22 protein-coding genes are annotated in these 26225 nt (G+C 35.1%); 9 read left to right on the forward strand and 13 right to left on the reverse strand.

Annotation, left to right across the window (positions count from 1 at the left end; genetic code table 11):
* Positions 1-19 precede the first annotated feature (19 nt).
* Positions 20-1201 carry a C40 family peptidase gene (locus JM81_RS11690; protein ID WP_261375022.1) on the reverse strand — a complete coding sequence of 394 codons (1182 nt, stop codon included), beginning with the start codon at positions 1199-1201 and terminating at the stop codon, positions 20-22.
* Positions 1202-1255: 54 nt separating this feature from the next.
* Here JM81_RS11690 and dcm point away from each other — a divergent pair, with 54 nt between their 5' ends.
* The 3 genes from dcm to JM81_RS11705 all read left to right on the forward strand — a co-directional run bounded on the left by dcm (position 1256) and on the right by JM81_RS11705 (position 3543).
* Complete coding sequence (gene dcm / locus JM81_RS11695; protein ID WP_144803637.1) at positions 1256-2485, forward strand: DNA (cytosine-5-)-methyltransferase; 1230 nt, start codon at positions 1256-1258, stop codon at positions 2483-2485.
* Entirely contained in the window at positions 2482-3090 is a 609-nt protein-coding gene (locus JM81_RS11700; RefSeq protein WP_144803639.1) for a hypothetical protein, read from the forward strand. The genes dcm and JM81_RS11700 overlap by 4 nt, the downstream gene beginning before the upstream one ends.
* Before the next feature lie 78 nt (positions 3091-3168).
* A complete protein-coding gene (locus JM81_RS11705) occupies positions 3169-3543 on the forward strand; it encodes a hypothetical protein (RefSeq protein WP_089261212.1) in 375 nt (124 codons plus the stop codon).
* A 49-nt stretch (positions 3544-3592) separates the two neighbouring features.
* Here the strand turns inward: JM81_RS11705 and JM81_RS11710 are convergent, their stop codons facing one another.
* Together JM81_RS11710 and JM81_RS11715 are read right to left on the reverse strand one after the other, a co-directional pair.
* Positions 3593-4036, reverse strand: coding sequence for a GNAT family N-acetyltransferase (locus tag JM81_RS11710; RefSeq protein WP_144803641.1), 444 nt, complete (start codon positions 4034-4036; stop codon positions 3593-3595).
* A gap of 101 nt (positions 4037-4137) precedes the next feature.
* Positions 4138-4566 (reverse strand): RpiB/LacA/LacB family sugar-phosphate isomerase, encoded by a 429-nt coding sequence (locus JM81_RS11715; RefSeq protein ID WP_089261276.1) that lies wholly within the window; start codon positions 4564-4566, stop codon positions 4138-4140.
* Positions 4567-5212: 646 nt separating this feature from the next.
* Here JM81_RS11715 and rnr point away from each other — a divergent pair.
* The 3 genes from rnr (at position 5213) to JM81_RS11730 (ending at position 8854) form a co-directional block, all read left to right on the forward strand.
* Positions 5213-7408, forward strand: coding sequence for a ribonuclease R (rnr, locus tag JM81_RS11720; protein WP_144803643.1), 2196 nt, complete (start codon positions 5213-5215; stop codon positions 7406-7408).
* An 81-nt stretch (positions 7409-7489) separates the two neighbouring features.
* Positions 7490-8167 (forward strand): head GIN domain-containing protein, encoded by a 678-nt coding sequence (locus JM81_RS11725; protein ID WP_144803645.1) that lies wholly within the window; start codon positions 7490-7492, stop codon positions 8165-8167.
* A 6-nt stretch (positions 8168-8173) separates the two neighbouring features.
* Positions 8174-8854, forward strand: coding sequence for a LysE family translocator (locus JM81_RS11730; RefSeq protein ID WP_144803647.1), 681 nt, complete (start codon positions 8174-8176; stop codon positions 8852-8854).
* Positions 8855-8898: 44 nt separating this feature from the next.
* Here JM81_RS11730 and JM81_RS11735 read toward each other — a convergent pair whose 3' ends face one another.
* From JM81_RS11735 to JM81_RS11755, 5 genes are all read right to left on the reverse strand, one after another.
* Complete coding sequence (locus tag JM81_RS11735; RefSeq protein WP_089261277.1) at positions 8899-9405, reverse strand: OmpH family outer membrane protein; 507 nt, start codon at positions 9403-9405, stop codon at positions 8899-8901.
* A gap of 240 nt (positions 9406-9645) precedes the next feature.
* On the reverse strand, positions 9646-10482 hold the full coding sequence (locus JM81_RS11740; RefSeq protein ID WP_144803649.1) for a class I SAM-dependent methyltransferase: 837 nt from the start codon (positions 10480-10482) through the stop codon (positions 9646-9648).
* Between the two features lie 58 nt (positions 10483-10540).
* A complete protein-coding gene (gene mnmG, locus JM81_RS11745; protein ID WP_144803651.1) occupies positions 10541-12409 on the reverse strand; it encodes a tRNA uridine-5-carboxymethylaminomethyl(34) synthesis enzyme MnmG in 1869 nt (622 codons plus the stop codon).
* Positions 12410-12413: 4 nt separating this feature from the next.
* Positions 12414-12833: an rRNA maturation RNase YbeY gene (ybeY, locus tag JM81_RS11750; protein ID WP_144803653.1), complete on the reverse strand. Its 420-nt coding sequence runs from the start codon at positions 12831-12833 to the stop codon at positions 12414-12416.
* Positions 12808-16290 carry a DUF4175 family protein gene (locus JM81_RS11755; protein WP_144803655.1) on the reverse strand — a complete coding sequence of 1161 codons (3483 nt, stop codon included), beginning with the start codon at positions 16288-16290 and terminating at the stop codon, positions 12808-12810. Before JM81_RS11755 ends, ybeY begins: the two co-directional genes overlap by 26 nt.
* A 182-nt stretch (positions 16291-16472) precedes the next feature.
* Here JM81_RS11755 and gltX point away from each other — a divergent pair, with 182 nt between their 5' ends.
* Positions 16473-17981 (forward strand): glutamate--tRNA ligase, encoded by a 1509-nt coding sequence (gene gltX, locus JM81_RS11760; RefSeq protein ID WP_144803657.1) that lies wholly within the window; start codon positions 16473-16475, stop codon positions 17979-17981.
* 30 nt (positions 17982-18011) lie between these two features.
* On the opposite strand, the gene JM81_RS11765 is transcribed toward gltX, so the two are convergent.
* From JM81_RS11765 to JM81_RS11775, 3 genes are all read right to left on the reverse strand, one after another.
* Complete coding sequence (locus JM81_RS11765) at positions 18012-18410, reverse strand: ACT domain-containing protein (protein ID WP_144803659.1); 399 nt, start codon at positions 18408-18410, stop codon at positions 18012-18014.
* A 249-nt stretch (positions 18411-18659) separates the two neighbouring features.
* Complete coding sequence (rlmF, locus tag JM81_RS11770) at positions 18660-19640, reverse strand: 23S rRNA (adenine(1618)-N(6))-methyltransferase RlmF (protein ID WP_144803661.1); 981 nt, start codon at positions 19638-19640, stop codon at positions 18660-18662.
* A 47-nt stretch (positions 19641-19687) separates the two neighbouring features.
* Positions 19688-20254: a PepSY domain-containing protein gene (locus JM81_RS11775; protein ID WP_144803663.1), complete on the reverse strand. Its 567-nt coding sequence runs from the start codon at positions 20252-20254 to the stop codon at positions 19688-19690.
* Between the two features lie 252 nt (positions 20255-20506).
* On the opposite strand from JM81_RS11775, the gene katG reads away from it, so the two are divergent.
* A complete protein-coding gene (gene katG / locus JM81_RS11780; protein ID WP_144803665.1) occupies positions 20507-22750 on the forward strand; it encodes a catalase/peroxidase HPI in 2244 nt (747 codons plus the stop codon).
* Positions 22751-22818: 68 nt separating this feature from the next.
* Here katG and JM81_RS11785 read toward each other — a convergent pair whose 3' ends face one another.
* Entirely contained in the window at positions 22819-23148 is a 330-nt protein-coding gene (locus tag JM81_RS11785; protein WP_315897751.1) for a VOC family protein, read from the reverse strand.
* Between the two features lie 231 nt (positions 23149-23379).
* On the opposite strand from JM81_RS11785, the gene JM81_RS11790 reads away from it, so the two are divergent.
* Entirely contained in the window at positions 23380-24309 is a 930-nt protein-coding gene (locus tag JM81_RS11790; protein WP_089261226.1) for an SPFH domain-containing protein, read from the forward strand.
* A gap of 144 nt (positions 24310-24453) precedes the next feature.
* Here the strand turns inward: JM81_RS11790 and JM81_RS11795 are convergent, their stop codons facing one another.
* Positions 24454-26139, reverse strand: a complete 1686-nt coding sequence (locus JM81_RS11795) for a glutamine--tRNA ligase/YqeY domain fusion protein (RefSeq protein WP_144803668.1) — start codon at positions 26137-26139, stop codon at positions 24454-24456.
* Positions 26140-26225 lie beyond the last annotated feature (86 nt).

The raw sequence follows: 26225 nt of genomic DNA on the forward strand, positions 1-26225 counted from the left end.
GCATTTGCTTTATACTCTACTAATCTTTAAACTCTTTTAAATTCATTATTAAGGGGTCTTTTTCCTTAAGCAATCTTTTTGATCTTAGGTATCTACCAACATTATAGGCATCATAATTTTGGGCATTTTCATCTACACTGCTTACCCGTACCATATCCGATGAATGTATGAATTGTTGGTCTCCTATCCACATTCCCACGTGAACCACTTTTTCTGCAGTGGAATCCGTTGCCTTTTTTCCAAAGAACAATAAATCACCTTTCCTTAATGTATTAAAATTTGCCAAAGAATCTACAGAACTACCTGTATGCACTTGTTGAGAAGCATCTCTTGGAATAACCATCCCGTTCAAAAAATAAATTGTTTTTGTAAAACCGCTGCAATCTAATCCTTTAGTAGATGTACCTCCCCATAAATAAGGGACCCCCATTAGTGTTTTGGAAGTTTCTACCAGAGCTTCTTCCCCTACATTTAAATTTCGTAACCAAACATTATATTCCTGGGCTTCGGTCATAGGTACAAAAGCCGTTCTGCCATCAGGAAATTGAACTTTGTAATTCCCTGAATCCATTTCCAATAATTTAAGTAAACTACCGGCAACTAAATCAGATATCCGGTTTGTTCCGTTTGCCGTATCAATAGCATGTGCATAAGTGTTGGTAACTATAATCTTATTACTATTGGTCCATTGGTTTAAATCAGCTTCATTCATTAGAACGATACCACCGGCATCTACCCAGGCCAAATACTGGTCTGGTGTCTGTACCAAATACCAACTTCCTTCTTTTTTCAAAACCTTTACCGTTGTACCCATAATTGCTTGGGTAGCAAGCTCTGCTGAATGTTTGGGACTACTCCTTAAATTAGCTGCAGAAATATTGACCACGGCATGGTTGTAACCCTCTAAATCTATAGAAGGTAAATGTATTATCTCATCCTTAAAATCTATTCCTTTGGATTGGAGGATAGATCTTAAAGAATCTATTGCCTGTGGTTGGTTGCTCTCCCCTTTTAAAACTATCGTTTGTGAACCCTCCAAGACATCAATATCAAAAAGAGCGGTTCTTTTATCAGGTGCCACATATTTTTTAAGAACAGCAATCTCCTGTTCAATCATTTCCTTTTCATTACCTGTATTACAGGACATTTGTACCGTAATCAAAATCAGTATAAATGCTTTAAGGAATTGTATTTTCTTCATACCCATTATATTTTGGTAGTATTTCCCTCGTGAATTTATGTAATTTTATCGCAAATGAAGAAACTTAAGGTTATAGAACTTTTTGCCGGTGTAGGCGGTTTTAGATTAGGACTGGAAGCGACCGGTAAATTTGAGGTGGTGTGGAGCAATCAATGGGAACCGAGTACCAAGACACAGCATGCGTCCTTGGTCTATGAAGCTAGATTCGGTAAAAAAAATCATAGTAATACAGATATATCAGAGGTACCAACACATAAAATTCCAGATGCGGATATTTTGGTAGGCGGTTTTCCTTGTCAGGATTATTCCGTTGCGACCACATTACAGAATTCCAAAGGTCTAATAGGTAAAAAAGGTGTGTTATGGTGGAGCATCCATAAAATATTATCGGAGAAAAAGAATCCCCCAAAATATCTTTTTCTTGAAAATGTAGATCGTTTATTAAAATCGCCATCTACACAACGTGGAAGAGATTTTGCCATAATGCTCAAAAGTCTGGATGATCTAGGTTACGCCGTGGAATGGAGAGTTATCAACGCTGCAGATTATGGAATGCCCCAAAGGCGCAGGCGTATTTTCTTTTTAGGATATCATAAATCTACATTGCGTTATAAAACGCTCACAAAAGCAAGCGCATGGGATTGGATATTTAAATCTAGTACCATAGTAAATGCTTTTCCTATTACAAGTACTACCTCTAAAATAAATTCCTTTGAAATTACGGATGACCTTGTTTCACTTTCAGAAAATTTTAATACAGGAGAAAAATTATCGCCCTTTAAAAATACTGGTTACTTTGTAAACGGAACAGTTTATACGACAAAGACAACTCCTACTTATGAAGGTAAACGAACAGTATTAGGCGATGTTCTAGATGAAGAACCCGTAGCGGAAGAATTCTATATACCTAAAAATGATTATGCAAAATGGGAATACCTGAAAGGTGCAAAAAAAGAAGTGCGTACCGCCAAATCTGGTTTTATCTATAACTATAGCGAAGGTAGTATGGTTTTTCCCGATGCATTGGACAATGCATCACGCACAATAATTACGGGTGAAGGAGGTAAAAGTCCGTCTAGATTTAAACATGTCATACAGACCAATAACGGTTTGCGTAGATTAACTCCAAAAGAAATTGAACGTTTAAACATGTTTCCTGAAAACCATACTGCACTAGATGGTATATCCAATACCAAACGTGTGTTTTTCATGGGAAATGCCTTGGTAGTTGGTGTGGTCGAAAAAATTGGAGAATCACTTATAGAAAAAATTCATTTGTCGTGAAAAGTACTTTTACATCTGATTTGAACAAAGAAAGAAAACTTTCAGTTCTATTGGATGTGTACTATACTAAATATTTGACCCAATACAACACTAAACGTATAGTTGATTATAAACAACAATTGGCCGGTATAGATGTTATCTTTACCCATAAAAAAACCAAGGCTGTCTATTATATAGATGAGAAAGCCCAGTTAGATTACGTTAATGATGACCTGCCTACATTTGCTTTTGAATTATCTTATTTCAAAAATAATTACCATAAAGAAGGATGGCTTTTTGATACAAGAAAAAAGACGGATTTTTATGCCTTGGTCACTGCAATATATGAGGATGAACCTTCTATTTACACAACATGTAAAATAACATTGGTAAATCGTAAAAAACTTTGCTCCTTTTTAGAAGCACGGAAAATTACCAAGACTTCTTTAGCATCCTATTTTAATAATAGCAACGTTACTCAGGGTAAACTAATAATTAATGAACTTGACCACCGTACGGAAGGTTACCTTTATTTTTCTACGAACACCAAAGTTGAAAAACCAATAAACCTTATTCTAAGATTAGACTTTCTTATTGAAAATGGTTTGGCAAAACGATTGGTGTAAGCCATAAATATATCTTAACATATTGTTAATCAGTATTTAAAATTTGTAATTCTCCTAAATTATGATATCTTATAAGGTATGGTAAAAGTAGAAAAGTCAGAAAACACGGAATTTTTAGAAAAATCTATACAACATTTAGAAGCCACAGGTTTTGAAAATATCAAGGCAGATATAGAGGGTTATGAAACTCCTAAATCATATTCGAGAAAAGGAAAAGATGATAATATTACACCTGATATCGTAGCTGTTAAAAATGGTAGAAAATATTATTTTGATATTAGTCTAAAATCGCACAGTACAAGATTATTAAAATCTAAATGGCTTTTTTTGGATACATTAAGTAGAATGAATTCCAATAGATTCAGAATAATAACTACCAGGGGGCATTACAAGTTTACGGATACAATGCTTGAAGATATTAACCTAAGCAATAAAACACCCATTAAAATTTAATAATAAAATTTATATCAACTAAAATGCCGCAATGTTGCGGCATTTTTTTTTAATTCATAATCATTTTAATATGAGGTATATCATCTTCTAAATATTCCTCGCCTACCTTTTTAAATCCTAAAGAAGAATAGAACTTTATCAGATAGGTCTGCGCAGATAATTGAATGGTATCTATATTAAAATGTTCCTGTACCCCCTTTATAGAACTTTCCATTATTTCCTTTCCATAACCAAAACGTCTATATCTTTTATCTACAGCTACCCTGCCAATACTAGCTTCCTTAAAATAATCTCCAGGTCCAAATATTCTAGTATAGGCCACTATAATGTTGTCGCGAATACCAATAACATGTAGTGCTTTTTTATCTTTATCATCCAAATCTTGATATACACAGTTTTGTTCCACTACAAATATCTCACTCCTTAATTTCAAAAATTCATAAAGTTCAGTTGTGTTCAGTTCATTGAACTTTTTAATGTGGATATGAAGCATATATAGGACTACTAACGGGTTGTGTTTATATCTTTAGAGATTAACTGTTTATATTTCAGTTATTTATATAATAACAAACAAGGTTATGAACATAATAATTTCTATACCGGTATCTTTTCAACCCTACGTTCATGTCTACCCCCACTAAAAGAAGTAGCTAAAAAAGTCCTCACCATTTCCAGAGCTTGGGGCAAGGAAATATAGCGGGCCGGTAAACTTAATATATTGGCATCGTTATGTTCCCTGGCCAATTGGGTAATCTCTTTGTTCCAACATAGGGCAGCTCTTACATTTTGCTGTTTATTTGCTGTCATACAGGCCCCATTGCCGCTTCCACAAATAATGATTCCCATATCTACATTACCTTTTTCCACATCATAGGCTACAGGATGTGCATGATCAGGGTAATCCACACTGTCCGTACCGTCCGTACCGTGGTTAATAACTTCAATCTGCATTGATTTCAATAAACCAATTATAGCTAATTTGTATTCCGTTCCCGCGTGGTCATTACCAATAGCTACTTTCATAAGCGTATTCATTATAGGTTAATAAGTTCATAGATAATATCCTCGGGGGAAAGATAAAACCTTGCTAAAGGTACGATAATCAGCTATTGACAACAAAATTTAAGTACTACACAACATTTATTGCTAACTTAAATTTAATCGTTGTTAATTACTTCGTTATAAGCAAGATTAGTACATGCATAAATTGTTTAAAAAAAAATGCTCAAAAACTTGCATTTAAGATTTGATAGCTGCTTACACTTTAATTATAAATAAGACGAAATAAATTTTTAGAAAGTGTTAGTGGATTTTCACCAAAAATAAGCTTCACGTTAACATAAAATTTACATTTAGTTATTAAAAAATTCATGTTAATAGTAGTTATAAACGTTTACTCATAACTTCCCAAAATTCTGATTTCCAATTATATTTAAAATGGATAGCATGTCAACAACTTTTGGTATGTCATAAAATCAAGAAAATTATAGATAAGTTATACCAGTTATGAACAAGCTATAATAACCATTAATATTTAATTTAATTTAAAGGAAAAACTGTCTATTATATTATAATTGTTGATAACAGTAAAGTTCTTTATCCTTTCAATAAGAGTTGGTTTATTGGTAGTGGATTATAATTCGTAATTTTCCAACAAATAAAAAGATGAATGTCGAAAAGAAATAAGAAGGCGAAGAACCATAGAACCAATGAAATTACCAAAGGTATTTTTACTGTTCTTGAAAATGAACCGAACAAAAGCTTTAATTACAAGCAAATAGCTGCAAAGATAAATGTAACCGATGCCCAAGATAGAAATACCCTTATAAAAAGATTAACCCAATTAAAGGAAAAAAAGCGTATACAAGAGGTTGATCGTGGGCAATATAAAGTATTGGAAAATTCAAAAAGTGTACATGAAGGTACCGTAGATGTTACCGGAAAGGGTAATGCATATATTATTGTAGAAGGTATGGACGATGATATTTTCATACCTGCTCATAAATTAAACAAAGCCTTTCATAAGGATAAGGTTGAAGTATATATCTATCCTAAAAAGAAAAGTAAAAAACTTGAAGGAGAGGTTGTTAAGATTTTAGAACGTTTTAAAACAACCTTTGTTGGTATAGTGGATATGCAAAAGACCTTTGCTTTTGTAAGACCTTCTGATTTTAGAATGTATACGGATATATTTGTATCCAAAGATAAATTGGGTGGTGCCAGTGATGGTGAGAAAGTATTAGTTGAAATTACGGATTGGCCAGATGATGTAGATTCACCTTTTGGCAAGGTAACGGAAGTTTTAGGTGTACCTGGAGAACATGATACTGAAATTCATTCCATACTTGCAGAATATGGTCTTCCCTATTCTTTTCCTCCAGAAGTTCAGCATTTTGCAGATCAACTGGATACTTCCATTAAAAGAGAGGAAATTTTAAAACGTAAGGATTTAAGGGATGTTTTGACATTTACGATTGATCCCAAGGATGCCAAGGATTTTGATGATGCGCTTTCCTTTAAAAAATTGGAAAATGGTAATTTTGAAATAGGAATACATATAGCAGATGTGTCCCATTATCTTGAAAAAGATACCATACTGGATGAAGAAGCATATAATAGGGCTACCTCTGTATATTTAGTAGACCGTGTTGTTCCTATGTTACCTGAAGTATTATCCAATAATGCGTGCTCGCTGCGGCCAAATGAAGAAAAGTATACTTTTTCGGCAATTTTTGAATTGGATGATAAGGCTGTTTTAAGTAATCAGTGGTTTGGTAGAACGGTAATCAATTCCAATGAACGTTTTGCTTATGAAGAGGCACAGTATATCATAGAAAATGGAAATGGTGCCATTCCAAAAGAGGTTTCTATAAGGGATAATGGTGCCTACAAAGTGTCTGATGAGGTTGTAGAGGCTACATTGACCATGGACCGTTTAGCTAAAATAATGCGTGAAAAGCGTATGGATAAAGGGGCTCTGTCCTTTGATAAGGTAGAAGTTCGTTTTAACCTAGACGAAAATAGCAATCCGGTTGGGGTATATTTCAAGGAATCTAAAGATGCCAACAAACTAATAGAAGAGTTTATGCTGTTGGCCAATAGAAAAGTGGCAGAATTTATAGGTAAACAAAAACCTAAAAAGACTTTTGTATATAGGGTTCATGATGATCCGGATCCGGATAAATTAATGGCTCTAAACGGTATTGTATCTAAATTTGGCCATAAACTGGATTTTAAGGATAAAAAATCCATTAGTTCTTCATTAAATCAACTTTTACAGGATGTAAAGGGTAAAAAGGAACAAAATATGGTAGATACCTTGACTATACGTAGTATGAGCAAAGCTATATATACCATAGATAATATTGGTCATTATGGTTTGGCTTTTGATTATTATACCCATTTTACTTCACCAATACGTAGGTATCCAGATGTTATGGTGCATAGATTGTTACAACATTATCTAGATGGTGGTAAATCTGTTAAGGATGAGGAATATCAAAAGAAATGTAAACATTCTTCAGATATGGAATACTTAGCTTCTAGTGCAGAGCGAGATTCTATAAAGTACATGCAGATCAAATTTATGCAAGATCATAAGGATGAAGAATTTAGGGGCGTCATCAGTGGTGTTACCGAATGGGGTATCTATGTGGAAATCATTGCAAATAAATGTGAAGGCATGATAAGAATCAGGGACATAAAAGGAGATTATTTTATCTTTGATGAAAAGCAATATGCCATTATTGGAGAAAGAACTAAAAGAAAATATCAATTAGGTGATGAAGTTACTGTAATGGTAAAAAGTACCGATTTAATTAAAAGGCACCTTGATTTTGCTTTGATTCCCGATGAACAGAAATAATTTGGAACGAATTTTGGTATAAGGTCGCTGAATAAGGGAATTTTTTTACAAATCCCTATTAAACAAGTTTATACGTAAAGAATGAAACAAATAGCAATTATAGTGTTTCTCTTTGGTTGTATTTTGGTAAATGGCCAGGATAATAAAATAACCCAGAATCTTGATGCTTTTAAGGAAATTAAGGGTTTTGATGGGTTATCTATCAATCTGATAAAATCAAATGAAAACAAAGCGGTTATTACTGGTGAGAATACATCCAGTGTGGCTATTGTTAATAATAATGGTATTCTAAAGATTAGAATGCAAATAGGTAAAATTTTTAGTGGTTATAAAACGTTCATAGATGTTTATTATTCCAACCCTTTGGTAGTAATTGATGTTAATGAGGATGCTAGAATTATTACTGAAGATATCATACAGCAAGATGTTCTTGAACTCAAGGCCCAAGAGGGCGGTGAACTTATTGTTCAGGCAGAGGTAGAACAAATGTTGATAAAGTCCGTTTCTGGTGGTATTATAAAAACATCAGGAAATGCCAATCTACAAGATGTGCAAATAAATACAGGTGGTGTTTATGAAGGAAAAAATTTTGAAACCAATTTTTCTACCATTAATGTAAATGCAGGTTCTAGGGCAGAAATTAATGCAAGGGACTATGTAAAGGCTACCGTTAAGGCCGGTGGTGAGGTACTTGTATTTGGCAATCCTAAGAAATTGGAGGAAAAAACAGTTTTTGGTGGAACTATAAAAAGAATGTAAACTTACATGTTAGAAGATATCCAGGCTGCAATTCCTTTAGGCTTTTTTCTAAGCTTTATGGTAGGCCCTGTTTTCTTTGTTTTATTACAGACTAGTGCGGTAAAAGGATTTAGGGCTGCAATAACCTTTGATTTAGGTGTTCTTTTGGCCGATGTTTTATTTATAATACTTGCTTACTTTAGTAGTTTTCAGCTTCTTGAAAATTTAAGTAACCAACCGGGTCTATACGTTTTTGGCGGTGTTATTTTATTGATATATGGTGTATTTACTTTTTTTAAAGTGGGTAATATTACCTTACCGGATGAATCTAAACGTATTAGAAAATCTGATTTTCTCGGATTGTTTATTAAAGGTTTTCTTTTAAATTTTATCAATATAGGTGTTCTGGTATTTTGGCTAGGTATCATCATAATAGTTGGGCCTAGTTTGGATAACCAACCTAATAGGTTCATAACTTTTTTTGCTACCGTATTATTGTCTTATTTTGTAACGGATATTTTTAAAATATTACTTGCCAAGCAGTTAAAGAGAAAACTTACGGTAAATCGTATTAAATGGATAAAGAAGATAATTGGGATAATATTGATAATATGTGGTATAGTTTTGATTGTTAAAGGATTTTTACCTAAAAACCAGTTTGATATAGAAAAGAGGTTGGAAAATCTGGAATATAGTATAGTAGAATAAAAAAAGCCGGTAATTCTACCGGCTTTCTTAACTATTTTGAAAGATTACTTCTTGTATTTGTCGTTTAATATTTTGACAATTTCATCTGTTAAATCATTAGCTTCCGTACCATAAAGAACACTTCCACCATCTCCGCCACCTAATATATAGGAATAACCATTGGCTTTACCATAAGCCTTTATTTCTTTTTTTACGGAAGATACAATACTGTCCATTTCAGTTTGTCCTTCTATTTGAAGTTGTTGATCTTGTTGCTGTAATTGTTGACCTATCATTTGGCCTTTTTGCTGCATTGCTGCATATTCTTCTTGGGCTTTGCTTTGAGACATAGATTGAGCCTTAGTTTGAAAGGCTTGTGCTTCCATTTGGAAAGCCTGTGAAATACTATCTCTTCTTTTAGCAAGTACATCTGCCCTTTCTTTAAATTTAGCTTCTACATCGATTTTTTGTTGATACTCGTCCATCAATTTAACATTATCGACATATCCTATTTTTTCTTGCTGGCAAGATGCCAATAATACAATTGCCAATAATACAATTACGTTTTTCATTTTTTTCATTTTTAGATGTTGCAAAAGTAGTAAAGCTTTTTAGATTGTTAATTGTATATTAAATAGATATCTACTAGAAATTTGGTAATTATTGATATTAGTTATTATAAATAATTTTAATATAAGTATTACTGATAATATTTTACGTTATATAATATATTCTAATGGGTTTTTTATAATTTGCTATATAAACACCTACTTTATTAATAAATATTCGTTTAAATAGCTTTAAAATGGATTTTATCCTCTTTGTAGGGTATAAATTAACGAAGAATACTCTCCAGTGCGTCTAGCTTCTAAATTTGATTGCCATCCTCTGTATATAGCATTAAAATAATTAATTTTTCCATTTTTATATTTTTCGGATAAAATGGATACGTAATAGGAGTCAAAATACATAGGGGTAATTTTTTTAATGTTCAACCCTTTTTTCTTAAAAAGTATTTTTATGGAGTTTTTGGAAAAATGCCATAGATGTCTGGGAACATCAAAAGCGGCCCAATGATGTTTGTAATACTTTGCATCATAGGATTTATAATTTGGTACAGCTATGATTAAGGTACCTCCTACTTCAAGCAAATTATCTAGCTTTTCTATCTGTTCCTCTAAATTAGGAAGATGTTCTAGTACATGCCATAAGGTAATAACGTTGTATTTTTTATCACCTAAATGTTCTATGGATTTTAAAATTTCTAGTTCTTTACTTTGAGCTTTTTCTCTAGCAATAGGGTTAATTTCAATTCCGGTCGTTGTCCAGTTTTTTCTTTTGGCTTCATTTAGAAAATCTCCTGTTCCTGTACCAATATCCAATAACGTTTGTGATTCATGTTGGTATTGTGAGATGAATTTAACTTTATTATTTAGTGTGTATTTTTTTACAATAAAATAGATTTTATCTAAAAATTGTTTTGATTCATCTTTATGTGAAATGTAAGATTCTTCTTTATAATATTTTGAAATATCTTTAGGTTGAGGCGTTGTTATAAGCATATCTAGAGAGGGTTCGTATTCTAATATAAACGATTCTTTACTTATAGAATAGTCCTTCGTTTTAATATATACCTTTTTTTTGGACATAAAATTGCTGTTGTTTATTTTGAAATTTTAATCAATGTTCCACGTGGAACAATTTCCCCTACCGGCCTAAGAAAACCAAAAGTACGCTGATGTCACTTGGAGTAACTCCACTAATTCTTGATGCTTGTGATATTGTTACCGGTTTAATTTTGGATAATTTTTCGCGCGCTTCAAAGGATAATGATTTTAATTTGGTGTAGTCAAAATTATCTGGAATTTTAACTGCTTCCAGTCTATGCAATTTATCAGCATTAACTTTTTCCTTTGCTATATATCCAGAGTATTTTATTTGTATTTCTGCTTGTTCTAGCACCTCGTTATCTAAATTATGAGTGGTAATGTAGTCAGATACTATGGGTAATGTTTTCATGTGATTCATAGTAACATTTGGTCTGGAAAAAGGTTTGTACATTTTATCGGATTGTTTTACAGGAGCTGAATCTACTTCTTTTAAAATGGGATTAATATCCTTTGGCAATACACTGGTTTCCTTAAAGAAATTTACTAAAGCTTCGGATTTATTAAGTTTTTCTTCCATTCGTTTCATCCTATCTTCATCAGCTAATCCAATTGCATAACTTAATGGGGTAAGACGTAAGTCTGCATTGTCCTGTCTTAATAATGTTCTATATTCTGCTCTAGATGTAAACATTCTATATGGCTCTTCAGTCCCTTTTGTAATTAGGTCATCGATCAAAACTCCAATGTAGGCCTCATCTCTTTTTAATATTAATGGGGATTGTTCATTATTTTTTAGATGTGCATTTATACCGGCCATTAATCCTTGGGATGCAGCTTCCTCATATCCTGTTGTTCCGTTTATCTGTCCTGCGAAATAAAGATTTTCTACCAATTTAGTTTCTAACGTATGTCTTAGTTGAGTTGGTGGAAAATAATCATATTCAATAGCATAACCAGGTCTAAAAAATTTCACATTTTCAAACCCTACCACAGAACGCAATGCTTTAAATTGTACGTCTTCCGGCAGTGAAGTTGAAAATCCATTTACATAAACTTCTACCGTTTTCCATCCTTCGGGTTCAACAAACATTTGATGGCTATCCTTATCTGCAAATCGATTTATTTTATCTTCTATGGAAGGACAATATCTAGGTCCTAAACTTTTTATTCTACCATTGAACATTGGGGAGCGGTCAAATCCTTCCCGTAACAAATCATGTACCAAAGCACTTGTATGTGTCATGTGGCAATCTCTTTGGTGTTGTAGTACTTGTGTATTTGTGTACGAAAATTTTTCTGGTTGCGCATCACCTGGTTGAACAGACATTTTTGAATAATCTAACGACCTGCCATCTACTCGTGGTGGTGTACCAGTTTTCATCCTACCACTTTCAAATCCTAATTCTACCAATTGCTCTGTTATACCTGTAGCGGCTTTTTCTCCAGCCCTACCTCCACCAAATTGCTTTTCACCAATATGTATTAATCCGTTTAAAAAAGTACCGTTCGTTAAAATAACAGATTTAGATTTTATTTCAATACCTAAAGAAGTTTTGACTCCGGCTATCTTACCGTTTTCAACTAATAGTCCGGATACCATTTCTTGATAAAAATCAACATTTGGTGTCCCTTCTAGCATTAGTCTCCACTCTTCTGCAAATAACATTCTATCATTTTGGGTTCTTGGACTCCACATTGCCGGACCCTTGGATTTGTTAAGCATTTTAAATTGTATGGCAGATTTATCGGAAACAATTCCGCTATATCCACCTAATGCGTCAATTTCCCTAACAATTTGACCTTTTGCAATACCACCCATAGCGGGGTTACAGGACATTTGTCCAATATTTTGCAAATTCATGGTGACCAAAAGAGTTTTTGACCCCATGTTGGCGGCTGCGGCCGCAGCTTCTGCGCCGGCATGACCACCTCCTACTACGATTACATCATATTTTTCTCCAAACATATCTTTATTGTTCCACGTGGAACAGCTTTATTTTTTCATCTTCTTTAAAACGCATCTCTGTTATTGCCGAATGCGTTTTATCTGAATAACCCATTAAGTGTAAAACACCATGTACCATTACACGCTTTAATTCATTATCAAAAGTAAAATTAAACTCGTTCGCATTATCCTTTATACGATCTATGGAAATATATAGGTCGCCAAATAAGGTTTTTCCTTCCACATAATCAAACGTAATTATATCCGTAAGGTAATCGTGCTGAAGGTAGTCTTGATTAATTTTTAAAAGATAATCATCATCACAAAAAATATAGTTCAGCTCTCCTATTGAAAATCCTTCGCTAATACAAACGTTAGACAACCAATTAGAAAATAATTCTTCTGTGTTTAAATGAAAATCAGTTAGATAATTGAAGTTTATCATGGGCTTTGAAGTACTCTTTTACCTTTGTTCTAAAATTTTGGCGCAAAGGTAAGCTTTGCCTATTTAAAATTTCTACTTCATTGCGATAATTATCTAATAATGAGGGTTTAGTAGTAATAGGATTCGTGAAGTTTTTTAGGTTTGTATTACTTTCCCGTTCAGATTTTTTTCCTTGTTTTAACGCAGCATTTTCTAACTTAAGTAACTCATATTGAATGTTATTTGCTTTGTTGATAGTGCGTTGTGTAATTCCGTTTTCTAATAAATCATTCTCAAAATCTTCCATTTGGCGTACTAATTTTTCTCCTAATTTCTGGTCACCACCGTTAATCATGTTTTTAAGTTGATCTTCTAAAGCTTGCCTTATTTTTTGCTGACTTTGATAGATTTCAAAAAGTTCTTTCATCTCTTCCTCGCTCATTTGATCTTGACCGTTTCCAGAAGTGGAATTTCCATTACCATTTTGACCATTTTGTCCCCCCTGGCCATTTTGTCCCCCTTGTCCATCTTTGCCTTTTCCTTGTTTACCATTTTTTCCGGATCCTTCTTCACCTTTATCACCCTGTTCCCCTCCTTGTCCATCTTTACCTTTTTCTCCGGATTTTCCTTTGTTCCCTTCACCGCTCTTTCCATTTTTACCCTCTCCTTCAGCTCCTTTTTGACCATTCATTTTCTGACCAATATTTTCTTGACCTTCTATAATATCGGGTAGTTGAAATTCATTTTCACTATTTCCGGTCCCTTTTCCCATTTGCATGTTTTGCTGCATATTGTCCATTACTTCTGCAAGAAAATCTGCTAGACTGTTTGCGGCTGTAAGAACATATTTTTGATGTGAAATACCTTGGTAAACCTGACCATCTGCCAATGTTTGTAGAGATTTGTCAATATTATAATATACTTCTGTAATCTGTTCATTTACAAATTCAGATAATTCTGCCTGTCTTAAGGAAAGCGCAAAAAGACTATCGTCTACATGTTCAAATAGTCCTTTTAATTCATTTTGGTCCTTTACGGTTTTAGAGTATTGATTGGCATCATAATCTTTTTGGGCACTTAACCGATCATAAAGGTTTTCTTGCTTAAAAGAAAAAACAATTAAATTATCCAATATCTGACGTAACATTTCTGCATCTTCGGATAAGGAAGAACCACCCCCACCACCTGCAGATGAAGACGACAAATCTTCACTCATTTCTTTCATTTTATCTGATGCGGATTTTTGTTTTTCCGCTGCTGGATTTTTCTCAGATTGGTTTATATCTTGTTCTTTTTGTAGTTCTTTTAAAGCATCATCTTGATCTTTTTGAATACCATCTTTTTTGCTTTTTTCAATTTTTAAATCTATTGGTTTTTTTAATGCCTCATTGTCCTTTTCCAAATCATCTAACTCTGCTTCGATGGCATCAAATTTTTTGTTCAATTTATCTTGTGATTCAGCCTTGTTTTTGTCGTTTCCTTCCGTGGATAGTTTTTCTTGTTCTTTGGCCAATTCCTCAAGGTCTTTAGCTAATTGCGCTGCTTTTTCGGTTACATAATACCTCTTTGTCAGTTCTAATAATTGTTCCAGACTGCGCTCACTGTTTTGTTGATTTTTAGCTAGTTCCTCCAACTTCTTTTTTAACTCCTCCTTGTTGATTTTATCAGCTATCTTATTTAGTTCCTCCAATAATTTTTCGTTCTTTTTTGCTTCTAGTTCTTGCCGTTCCAAACGTTCTTGTAACAATTGGTTTAATTTGTCATCTTGGTTACTTTTTTTAAGATTTTCCTTCAACTCTTTGCTGAACTTTTGCATTTGTTGTTCTTGTCTTTCTTGCTTTTTCAGAAAATCCTTTATTTCGTTTTGATCACCAAAATTGAGACTGTTTTTTTCTTTTTGGTTTTGGTTGAGTTCTTCCAAAGATTCTTTTTGCTCTTTTGCGCGTTGTAAGGTTTTATCCAAGTCCTTGATCAGTGTTTGTTGTGATTCCAAATCCTTATTTCTTAATTCATCATCATCTAATAAAGTTTGTTGAAAAACCTGTGTTTTAGCAGATTTACCTGCATGTATGGCATCATTGTCCGTAACTTGAAAATAGTAACTATAATCTTTACCCGCATCAAGGTTTAAACCGGAGGGAAACGTATAATAAAATTGTTCAAAATTGTTTTTGGGTCTACTCAATTCCAGTGTTTGTAATTCTTTTTCATTTGCAGTTTCGTAGTAGACCAAAGTAATATTGTCCAATCCATAATCATCTGATGCATTTCCTGTAAAATAGGACACGTTCAGGTTTAAGGAGTCAAGGATTTGGGTTACCTCTATTGTAGGATAACCATCTTTTATAACGGTTAGTGCATAGGACAACTCTTCATAATCACTTACATTTTCATTACTGGTAGTTAATTGATATTTTAGATTGTTATAAATTCTTTTATTGATATTAAATAGTTCTTCATTATTTTGTAAGACTAATGATGTATCACTAGTAATCAAATTAATCTTCTCGGTATTTTTTGTGTTAATTTTCCATGAAACCTCGGTACCTTCTGGAATTACAGCGTTTCCCGTTCCTTTTATTGTTTCATTTTTTTTACCTAAGTATGTAGGGTAATTCAACTGTAAACTAAAATCCAATATATACGGTGTGTCCAAAGAAGTTAAGTTGTAGGTAGCTGATGTAACATTGTTCGCCGTAAAATGAAACGATGTGTTTTTTAAGGGAGGTTTAAAGGTATGCGTGTAAAATCCGTTTTCATATGGTAACAAAACCTCTTTCCCTTCAATATTTATAAATACATTTTCTGGTTTAATAGATCCTTTGGTCGTTACATGAACAGTTAATGAGCGGTCCTCCAATACATTTAGATTTTTGTTCATTAATTCAAAATGAAATGGAGCAGGCTTTTCAAACGCTAACTGATAATTCACTACCCTATCATAAGTACCAAAAAATGAATTCCAATTTCCGGATATGTAGACTACTGCCAAAATACAAAGCGGTATAATGGCATATTTACTATAACCAAAAGCTTCTTTATAGTCTATAGCATTTGTAAAGGGAACCGGGTTCAATTGTTTGGAGCGTTGGGCAATGCTGGCTAATAATAATTCTGATTGTTGTTTGTCATCTGCAAGTTCTATCAAATTGGTTAGTTTGTCGCCAACTTCAGGAAAGTGCTTTCCAATAAGAACCGCAGCATCTTTTGGTCCTATTCCTTTTTTAATTCGAAAAAGGTAAAATATGGGGGTTAAGATATATTTGAACAGTAAAAATGATTCTACCAACAAAAAAATACCGAACAGAATAAACCTTCCTGTGGTATTGAGCCAAAAGAAATATTCTATACTTATAATGAGTATAAAAAACAGTAATCCAAAGGCAATGAACAGCAACAAACCTTTGAGTAGAATCTTTGAATAATGTTTTTTTATAAACTGGTTTAGCTTATCTAATATGTATTTATAATCTTGCAATGGTTCTTTTTTATACCAAGATAACGGTTATACCCTATGTTTGTTTGGAATAAATTGTTAAAACCCATGAGACAAACAGTTTTGAATATTTATTTTAGGTTTTGTCCAAAATTGGGAATATGATTTTGTTTAGCAAATAAAATACAAGGGGTTATGTATCTTTGCACCCTTAATATCAAATTATGTCTTCTAAAGTTCGCGTTCGTTTTGCTCCCAGCCCTACTGGCCCCTTGCATATAGGTGGTGTTCGTACGGCCTTGTTCAATTACCTTTTTGCCAAAAAACATGGTGGCACATTTATTTTACGAATAGAGGATACGGACCAGAATAGATACGTAGAAGGTGCGGAACAATATATTATTGACGCCCTTAATTGGTGTGGTATTCCTTTTGATGAAGGAATAGGAAAAGATGGAGGTTTTGGACCTTATAGACAAAGTGAACGTAAATCACTTTATAAGGAATACGCACAAAAACTGATAGATAACGGTAAGGCATATTATGCTTTTGATACGGCCGAAAAATTGGATTTCCACAGAAAGGACCATGAACAAAAAGGAAAAACTTTTATCTATAATTGGCATAACCGTTTAAAACTGGACAACTCCCTTTCATTAATGCCAGAGGAGGTTCAGCAGCGTTTGGATAATGGAGAGGATTATGTTATAAGATTTTTAACGCCACCCGATGAAAAATTACACTTAAAGGACATTATTCGTGGTGATATTGAAATTGATACGAATATTCTTGATGATAAAGTTTTGTTTAAAAGTGATGGAATGCCAACCTATCATCTGGCCAACATAGTTGATGACCATTTAATGGAAATAAGCCATGTTATACGTGGTGAGGAATGGTTGCCATCCTTGGCCTTGCACCAACAACTATATGATGCATTTGGGTGGCAAGCTCCTAATTTTGCGCACCTGCCTTTAATTATGAAACCGGTTGGCAAAGGTAAATTGAGTAAAAGGGATGGTGAAAAAATGGGTTTCCCTATCTTTCCATTATCATGGCTAGAGTCAGAAGGGTATAAGGAAGCCGGGTATTTTCCAGAAGCCGTAATTAATTTCTTGGCTTTATTAGGTTGGAATCCAGGAACGGAACAAGAGATTTTTACTTTATCGGACCTGGTGGAAACATTTAGTTTAGAACGCGTTAACAAAAGTGGTGCTCGTTTTGATCCAGAAAAAACCAAGTGGTATAATCAACATTATTTACAAAAGAGCAATAATGAGGATTTGGCTAAACTGTATTTTCCTACGGTAGATAAATATGCGGATGACGCCAACAGAAAAGAATTGGGCTATATCAACAAAGTAATTTCCTTAATCAAGGAAAGGGCCGTATTTGTATCGGATTTTTGGGAGCTGAGCGATTACTTCTTTATTGCACCATCGACCTACAATGAAAAGGCCGTAAAGAAACAATGGAAAGAAGATACCGCCGACATCATGAATCAATTGATTACGGTTCTCGAACCCATTTCCAATTTTAATTCGGAAAATACGGAACAGTTGGTCAAGGATTGGATTACGGAAACCGAGCTTTCTTTTGGTAAGGTTATGCCCCCCTTACGCCTTTTTTTAGTGGGTGACATGAAGGGCCCCCATATTTTTGACATTATGGAACTACTAGGAAAACAAGAAAGTATTTCTAGAATTCAAATGGCGTTAAGTCAATTGGGTTAATCCGTTCTTAAGAACCATCTGGTATAGTGGTTATAAATGTTTGGTAATTTTTTCCAAAACATCCATCGCCAAACGTGTTTTGTTTTCCGGAACAAAAAGATGATCATGATAGAAGGCCGCAACAACGTTACAGCTAATATTATTTTTGGTCAAAGCCCCAGCTATCGCGGCGGTTAAGCCAATAGCCTCTAATGAGGAATGTACGTTTAAAGTTATCCAAGAAGATACAAAGGCATATTCCAATTCGAGTTCTTCAGCTTTTTCTTTAGAAATGATATGGGTTACCCCTTCATACTCCTTAAATTCAAATATAATATGTGATCGGTCTACATCAAGAGGTGCTTTAGTAGTGATGAAAACATAGGTTCCAGGATTTAATTTTGGATGTAAACCTTTTAATAAGGAATTTAAATCTTTTTCTCCGGCCATACGAACGCTTTTAAGAGGGTGTTTAAAGAATTTGCCCGCCCTAACCCTTAAGGAAAATAAAATCGCCCAAAACAATATGTACGGGTCAAATAAGCCTTAAAAAGTCTATAGATAAATCATATGGGTTTGCACATCATTTCCCTTTTTTAGAATAAGTAGCATGGCCTTATATGATAAAATTATTTTTTAAACTTTCGGGTATTCAAAGTCTTTCGGCAATCTATAAAAATTAATAACAAGAATGCTAAATTAATTATCCGTCTTATTTATCCATCGGTTCGCTACCCAAGATTGCTGTTCTTGTGCAGTTAAAAAGGTCCAAGCCACTATTCTACTTTGTTTGTTTCCTTGTCCCATTGGTATTGTACGGTGTTCAACAGCCCCAATTTCCTCTAAACGGTTATAAAATGTTCTAAGATTGGATTGCTTTGACACCAATGTAGTGAACCAAGCACATTGTTTTGCAAAGTATTTACTTTCATTGATCATATTAAGAATAAATTTCCTTTCTCCGCCGTCCGTCCACAACTCACCACCTTGACCTCCAAAATTTAGTTCCGGTTTTTTTATTCGCTTCTTTTTAAGATTGCTCAATTTTCGCAATGTGCCGGCTTCTGCCTCTTTTTGGTTCGCATGAAAAGGGGGATTACAGATGGAAAAATCAATTTTCTCATTTGCATCCACTACTTCTTTAAAAATTTGCCCAGGATGAGTTTGGAGCCTAAGTTCTACTTTATCTTGTAAAGTTGGGTTTTTCGTGACGATAAGCACCGCCGAATCTATCTTCTTTTGGTCAATATCCGTTCCAGCAAAGGACCATCCGTAAACGGCATTTCCAATTATTGGATATATACAATTGGCCCCAACTCCTATGTCTAGGCCTTTTATGTGTTTACCTACAGGAATGACCCCTTTGTTTGTGGAAGCCAATAAATCGGCTAAATGATGTATATAATCGGCCCTACCGGGAATGGGCGGACAAAGAAAACCATTTGGTATATCCCAATATTCTATTCCATAATGAACTTTGACCAATGCCGTGTTCAGGGCTTTTACTGCCGTAGAATTAAAAAAGTCTATAGACTGCTTTCCGTATTTGTTTTTTATTATAAATTCTTTGAGGTTTGGGGACGAACCACAAAGTGCCTTTAGGTCATACCTACCCTTGTGTTTATTGCGCGGGTGTAATACAGGTGGTTTCTCCTCGTTCTTTTTAGTGGATTTTTGCATAGGTATTAGGCTGGGTAATTACATACAAAGCCAATGTTTTAAGATAATTAATTGTTTCGGCGCATTCGTTTGGGGCCGTACCATAACCAAAATCCGGTAATTGTAAAAATCAATAAAGCAACGCCCATAATAGATGTATACAGTACTTTCAAGGGGTTGTTACTAGTTCCTAGATATTGGTCCATTATAGATCCATCATGGATTCTTTCAATAAGATCAGAATAACGTTTTTCCGTATGTAAGAGCTTACCTGTAGTGCCATCTAGTTGAAGGCCCCAAATATGATCGGTATACGTGAATTTGACCATTCCCTTGTCTTTTCTAATATCTATTCTATCAATTTCAGTAGATAAATTAGGCGATACATTGTCCATTAAATAGGTGTTTGCTAAAAGCTGAAGACTATCAAGTGGCAACCAATCTGCTAAATCTGTGGATGTTCCTTGGTAAGACTTTGAAAGTATTAGCCCACCGCTATGTTTTTTCCAACCCAATAAAAGACCGGTAACCGATATAAAAAAGAAAAAAATAAAAAGTGCCGCCCCTGTAGCCCTATGTATCTTTCTAAACCTACGTAACCATTTGGCCTGCTTTTGCCTCTTTTTTACTGCCATTCAATTTTTCAACTTAACTAGGTGTCTACGCCTTGTTGCGCAAGTTAGCTAGTTTTGTAAAAGGACACTATATAAGATATTGTTAAAAGATGGATGCCAGATAAAATGAATGATATTGGAATTAAAGTAAGGATTGTATTGAGATAAAAAATATTGCATAGTTTTTATCTATTGAAATACTAAACTTCATAAATAAAATATTGATAAATTTACTTTCGATAGATATGGACAACTTTAAAAATCAATTATATCATGAGTAGTACTAATGGAAAAGGCGAAGCCTGGGACACGAATGAATCATCTGCTGCCGATTGCCCGTTTTTGAACGGCCAATTGAACCAAGCTGCAGGTGGCGGCACCAGCAATAGAGACTGGTGGCCAAATATGCTGAATTTAAACATCCTAAGACTGCATTCTAAAAAGGCAGATCCAATGGATGATGACTTTAATTATGCTGAAGAGTTTAAGACATTAGATCTTGCAGAGGTTAAAAAGGACATTGCTGATTTAATGACCAAGACCCAAGATTGGTGGCCTGCGGATTATGGCCATTATGGACCATTCTTTATCCGTATGGCCTGGCACAGTGCTGGTACTTACCGTATTGCAGATGGTAGGGGCGGCGCTAGTTCTGGAAATCAACGATTTGCACCATTGAACAGCTGGCCGGACAACGCTAATTTAGATAAGGCAAGACTTTTGTTATGGCCTATTAAACAGAAATATGGCAGAAAATTATCTTGGGCAGATCTTATGATATTGACCGGAAATGTGGCTCATGAAAGTATGGGACTACCAATGTTCGGTTTTGCAGGAGGACGTGAGGATATCTGGCAGCCGGAAGAAGATATTTACTGGGGCTCTGAAACGGAATGGTTAGGAAATAAATCTCGATACGACGAGGGCGGAAACGAATTGGAAAATCCGCTTGGTGCTGCACATATGGGTTTAATTTATGTTAATCCAGAAGGGCACAATGCAAACCCTGATCCTTTGGAGGCAGCGCACTATATAAGACAAACGTTCAAAAGAATGGCAATGAACGATTATGAGACCGTTGCCTTGATTGCAGGAGGGCACTCTTTTGGTAAAACACATGGTGCTGCCAGTCCGGACGACTATATTGAGGTTGAACCAGCAGCTGCAGATATAACCGCCCAAGGCTTAGGATGGAAAAACAACTATAATTCTGGTGTAGGTGCAGATACAATTACAAGTGGATTAGAAGGGGCATGGACACAAACACCCACTAAATGGAGCCATAAGTATTTTGAAAACTTATTTGGATTTGAATGGGAACTTACTAAAAGTCCTGCAGGGGCTTGGCAGTTTAAGCCTGTTGGTGATGCAGGCGCAGGAACGGTGCCAGATGCCCATATTGAAGGGAAAACACACCAGCCGTTTATGTTGGTGACGGATATGTCTCTAAGAATGGATCCGGAATATGAAAAAATATCCAGACACTTTTTGGAAAATCCAAAAGAATTTGAAGATGCTTATGCTCGTGCTTGGTTTAAGTTGACCCACCGTGATATGGGACCTAAGGAAAGGTATTTAGGACCTGAAGTGCCACAAGAGGAACTATTATGGCAAGACCCAGTGCCATCTGTTGATTTTGAATTGATAAATGATAGCGATATCGCAGAATTGAAAAAAAGTATTTTATCTTCTGGACTTTCAACTTCAGAATTGGTAGCTACTGCTTGGGCGTCCGCTTCTACTTACAGGGATTCTGATAAACGTGGAGGGGCCAATGGAGGTAGAATCCGTTTGGCACCGCAAAAGGATTGGAAAGTTAACAATCCCGCGCAATTGACAAAAGTTGTTCAAACTTTGGAGAGAATACAAAAAGAATTCAACGATAAGCAGTCTGGCAACAAAAAAGTATCATTTGCTGATTTAGTTGTTTTGGCAGGTACTGCAGCAGTTGAAAATGCCGCCCGTTTGGCAGGTTTTGAAACAGAAGTGGAATTCGCTCCGGGCCGTACCGATGCGACACAGGAAATGACCGACGTAGAAGCTTTTGAAGCGCTAGAGCCAATTGCCGACGGATTCAGAAACTTTACGAAACAAAAATATTCTGTTAATGCCGAAGAACTTTTGGTAGATAGAGCCAACTTACTAACATTGACCGCTCCAGAGATGACCGTTCTTGTTGGTGGACTGCGTGTGTTGGGAACTAATTATGACGGTTCTAACCATGGTGTGTTTACTAATAATCCAGGTGTATTGACCAATGATTTCTTTGTTAATTTATTGGATATGGGCACTACATGGAAAGCCACTACAGAGGATGACACGGTATTTGAAGGAAGTGACCGCAAGACCGGTAACGTAAAATGGACCGCCACAAGGGCAGATCTTATTTTCGGTTCAAATTCCGAATTACGTGCTCTGGCAGAGGTTTATGGAACAGAAGATGCAAAACAAAAATTTGTACGAGATTTCACAAGAACTTGGACCAAGATTATGAACTTGGATCGTTTTGATATTTAATACAATAAACTTAACCCCGTAGGAAAAGGCAGCTGTAACAGCTGCCTTTTTAATTATACTAAGTGGTGTTAAATATTGCTTTGACCAAATGTCAACAAATTATTATCCGGATCTAAAAGGGAAAACTCCTTTTGTCCCCAAGGTCTTATCCCTAGTTTTCCATTAGGATGTATTGATACTCGCCGCTCTAATAGCAAACGGTATATTTCGTCTATTGCATTGGTTCTGATATAGATTTGGCCATAATTATCTTTAGGATTTAAATCTTTAAATAGAAAAAAATGTAATTCGACCGCATCTTTCTTAAGCATGAGATAATCATGATATTCTTGGGTGCCTATTTCTTCAAAACCAAGAGATTTTATATAGTATGATTTGGTCATTGTCTTATTTCGCATGGGCAACTTTGGATGAACCGTTATTAACATAAGTACAGGTATTGTGAGTGATAGAAGATACTTTAAATATAGTTTAATGTGGTTAAGCTTGATGTTTTAATATAACCGGTAAATTAAGATGTCATGTATATAACTTAAAGAAATACAGGGATGTAACAAATACGGACATTTAGCTACTTATATTAAGAAGGGTTTCTGTATCTTCCAGTATTAACAATAAAATTAATAATTATGGGCTCATTTATTTGGATTCCGATAGCGTTTCTTGTCATTTTCACCGTGCTATCCGGTGTATTTATTGTAAAACAGCAGACAGCGGTATTAATTGAGACATTTGGTAGGTTTACCAGTGTTCGTCATTCCGGAATCCAGTTTAAGATTCCATTCGTACAAAGGATAGCGGCAAGAATAGGTCTAAAAATTCAGCAGCTTGATGTGATTATAGAAACAAAAACCTTGGACGATGTTTTTGTGAAACTTAAGGTTTCCGTGCAGTATGTGGTTATCAGGGAAAAGGTTTACGATGCATTTTATAAGCTTGAATATCCTCATGAACAAATTACTTCCTATGTATTTGATGTAGTAAGGGCCGAGGTTCCTAAAATGAAGTTGGATGATGTTTTTGTACGCAAAGATGATATCGCCATAGCGGTAAAATCAGAATTACAGGATGCCATGCTAGATTATGGTTATGACATTATAAAGACCTTGGTGACGGATATTGACCCGGATGCGCAGGTTAAAGAAGCAATGAACCGCATAAATGCTTCTGAACGTCAAAAAACAGCAGCGCAATTTGAAGGGGATGCCGCACGTATCTTAATTGTAGAAAAAGCAAAGGCAGAAGCGGAAAGTAAGCGGTTACAAGGGCAAGGTATAGCCGATCAAAGAAGGGAAATAGCAAGGGGACTTGAAGAATCCGTAGAAGTATTGAACAAAGTGGGTATAAACTCACAGGAAGCCTCTGCCCTGATCGTGGTAACACAACATTATGACACGCTACAGAGTATTGGGGAAGAAACAAATACCAACCTGATTTTATTGCCCAATTCCCCACAAGCGGGAAGTGATATGCTGAACAATATGGTGGCAAGTTTTACCGCAAGTAATATGATAGGGGAAAGCATGAAAAAAACGAACAAGCCAAAGCCTAAGGAATAAGGATTAGTATTATACCTGTACAATAGAAAGACTCAAAGAGTTTATTAATCGTACAAGTACGTATATAGAAAGAGGCCATTAAGCATAATGTTTAATGGCCTCTTGCATTTCATTTTATTATAGTGCAAACGTTTTGAAATCTACCTATTTTTTATCCTGTATTTTAGCCCATGAATCCCTAAGCCCTACTGTTCTATTAAAAACCAATAGGTTGTCGTTACTATCTGGGTCAACACAGAAATAACCTAAACGTTGAAACTGAAAACGGTCGCCTATAGCAGCACTTTTTAGAGCGGGTTCTACATAACCTGTAATAATGCTCAAGGAATCTGGATTAATAAATTCCAAAAAATCCTTATCCTTGTGGGTATCCGGACTTTCATCGGTAAATAAACGGTCATATAACCTTACTTCGGTCTTAATTGCATGTGCTATTGACACCCAGTGCAAAGTACCCTTTACCCTTCTTAAACTTTCTTCGGTACCACTTCCACTTTTACTTTTAGGGTCGTAAGTACATTGTACCTCTACAATATTCCCGTCGGTATCTTTAGTACAGCTCTCCGCCTTAATAATATATCCGTTTTTTAGTCGAACTTCTCCTCCCAACTTTAAACGGAAGAATTTTTTATTAGCTTCTTCTTTAAAATCTTCCTGCTCAATATATAATTCCCTTGAAAAAGGTACTTGCCTTGATCCGGCATGCTCGTCTTCTGGTGAGTTTTCGGCCTCTAACCATTCCGTTTGTCCTTCAGGATAATTGGTAATAACCAATTTTAATGGATTTAAAACTCCCATTACCCTATGGGTGGTCTTATTTAAATGTTCCCTTATTGTAAATTCCAACAAGGAAACGTCAATAAGATTGTCTCTTTTGGCGATTCCGATAGTGTCCACAAAGTTGCGAATGGATTCAGGAGTATAACCTCTTCTGCGCAATCCAGAAATCGTTGGCATTCTTGGATCGTCCCATCCGTTTACAAAACCTTGCTCTACCAATTGTAACAACTTTCGTTTGCTAACAACCGTATGACTAAGGTTTCTACGCGCAAATTCACGCTGTTTAGGCCGTATCTTACCAGGCTCATAAACCTGGTCCAAAAACCAATTGTATAATTCACGGTGCATTGCAAACTCTAGCGTACAAAATGAATGGGATACTTGCTCAATATAATCGCTTTCGCCATGTGTCCAATCATACATAGGGTAAATACACCAATCGGTATTTGTTCTATGGTGCGCCTTATGTAAGACCCGGTACATGATAGGGTCCCTCATTAACATATTTGATGAGGACATATCTATTTTAGCTCTAAGTACATGAGTGCCCTCACCAAATTCACCGCGTTTCATTTGATCAAAAAGGTCTAAATTTTCTTCAATGGACCGATTTCTATTTGGACTATTGGTGCCAGGCTCTGTTGGTGTACCTTTTTGGGCGGCCATTTCTTCAGATGATTGATCATCTACATAAGCTTTTCCTTCCTTGATTAAAATAATGGCCCAATCATATAATTGTTGGAAATAATCTGACGCATACCGTTCGGTATCCCACGAGAAGCCCAGCCATTCCACATCTTTTTTAATGGCATCAACATACTCTTGTTCTTCTTTTGCCGGATTGGTATCGTCAAACCTCAGATTTACAGGTGCATTATACCGTAAGCCTAAACCAAAATTTAAGCAAATGGAACTTGCATGACCAATGTGCAAATATCCATTTGGTTCTGGGGGAAATCTAAAACGTAGATCCTCTCTTCCATAGCCATTTGCAAGGTCTTCCTCTACTATTTGTTCAATAAAATTCAAAGACTTTGATGTCTCGTTCATGTCGTTTAATTTCAGTCTACAAAAGTAGCAAAATTGACTTAACTTAAAGGTTTAAATATAACTGACCTTATTTTAAATGACTTTCA

This window comes from Maribacter sp. MAR_2009_72 (assembly GCF_007827235.1).
GTDB classification, from domain to species: domain Bacteria; phylum Bacteroidota; class Bacteroidia; order Flavobacteriales; family Flavobacteriaceae; genus Maribacter; species Maribacter sedimenticola.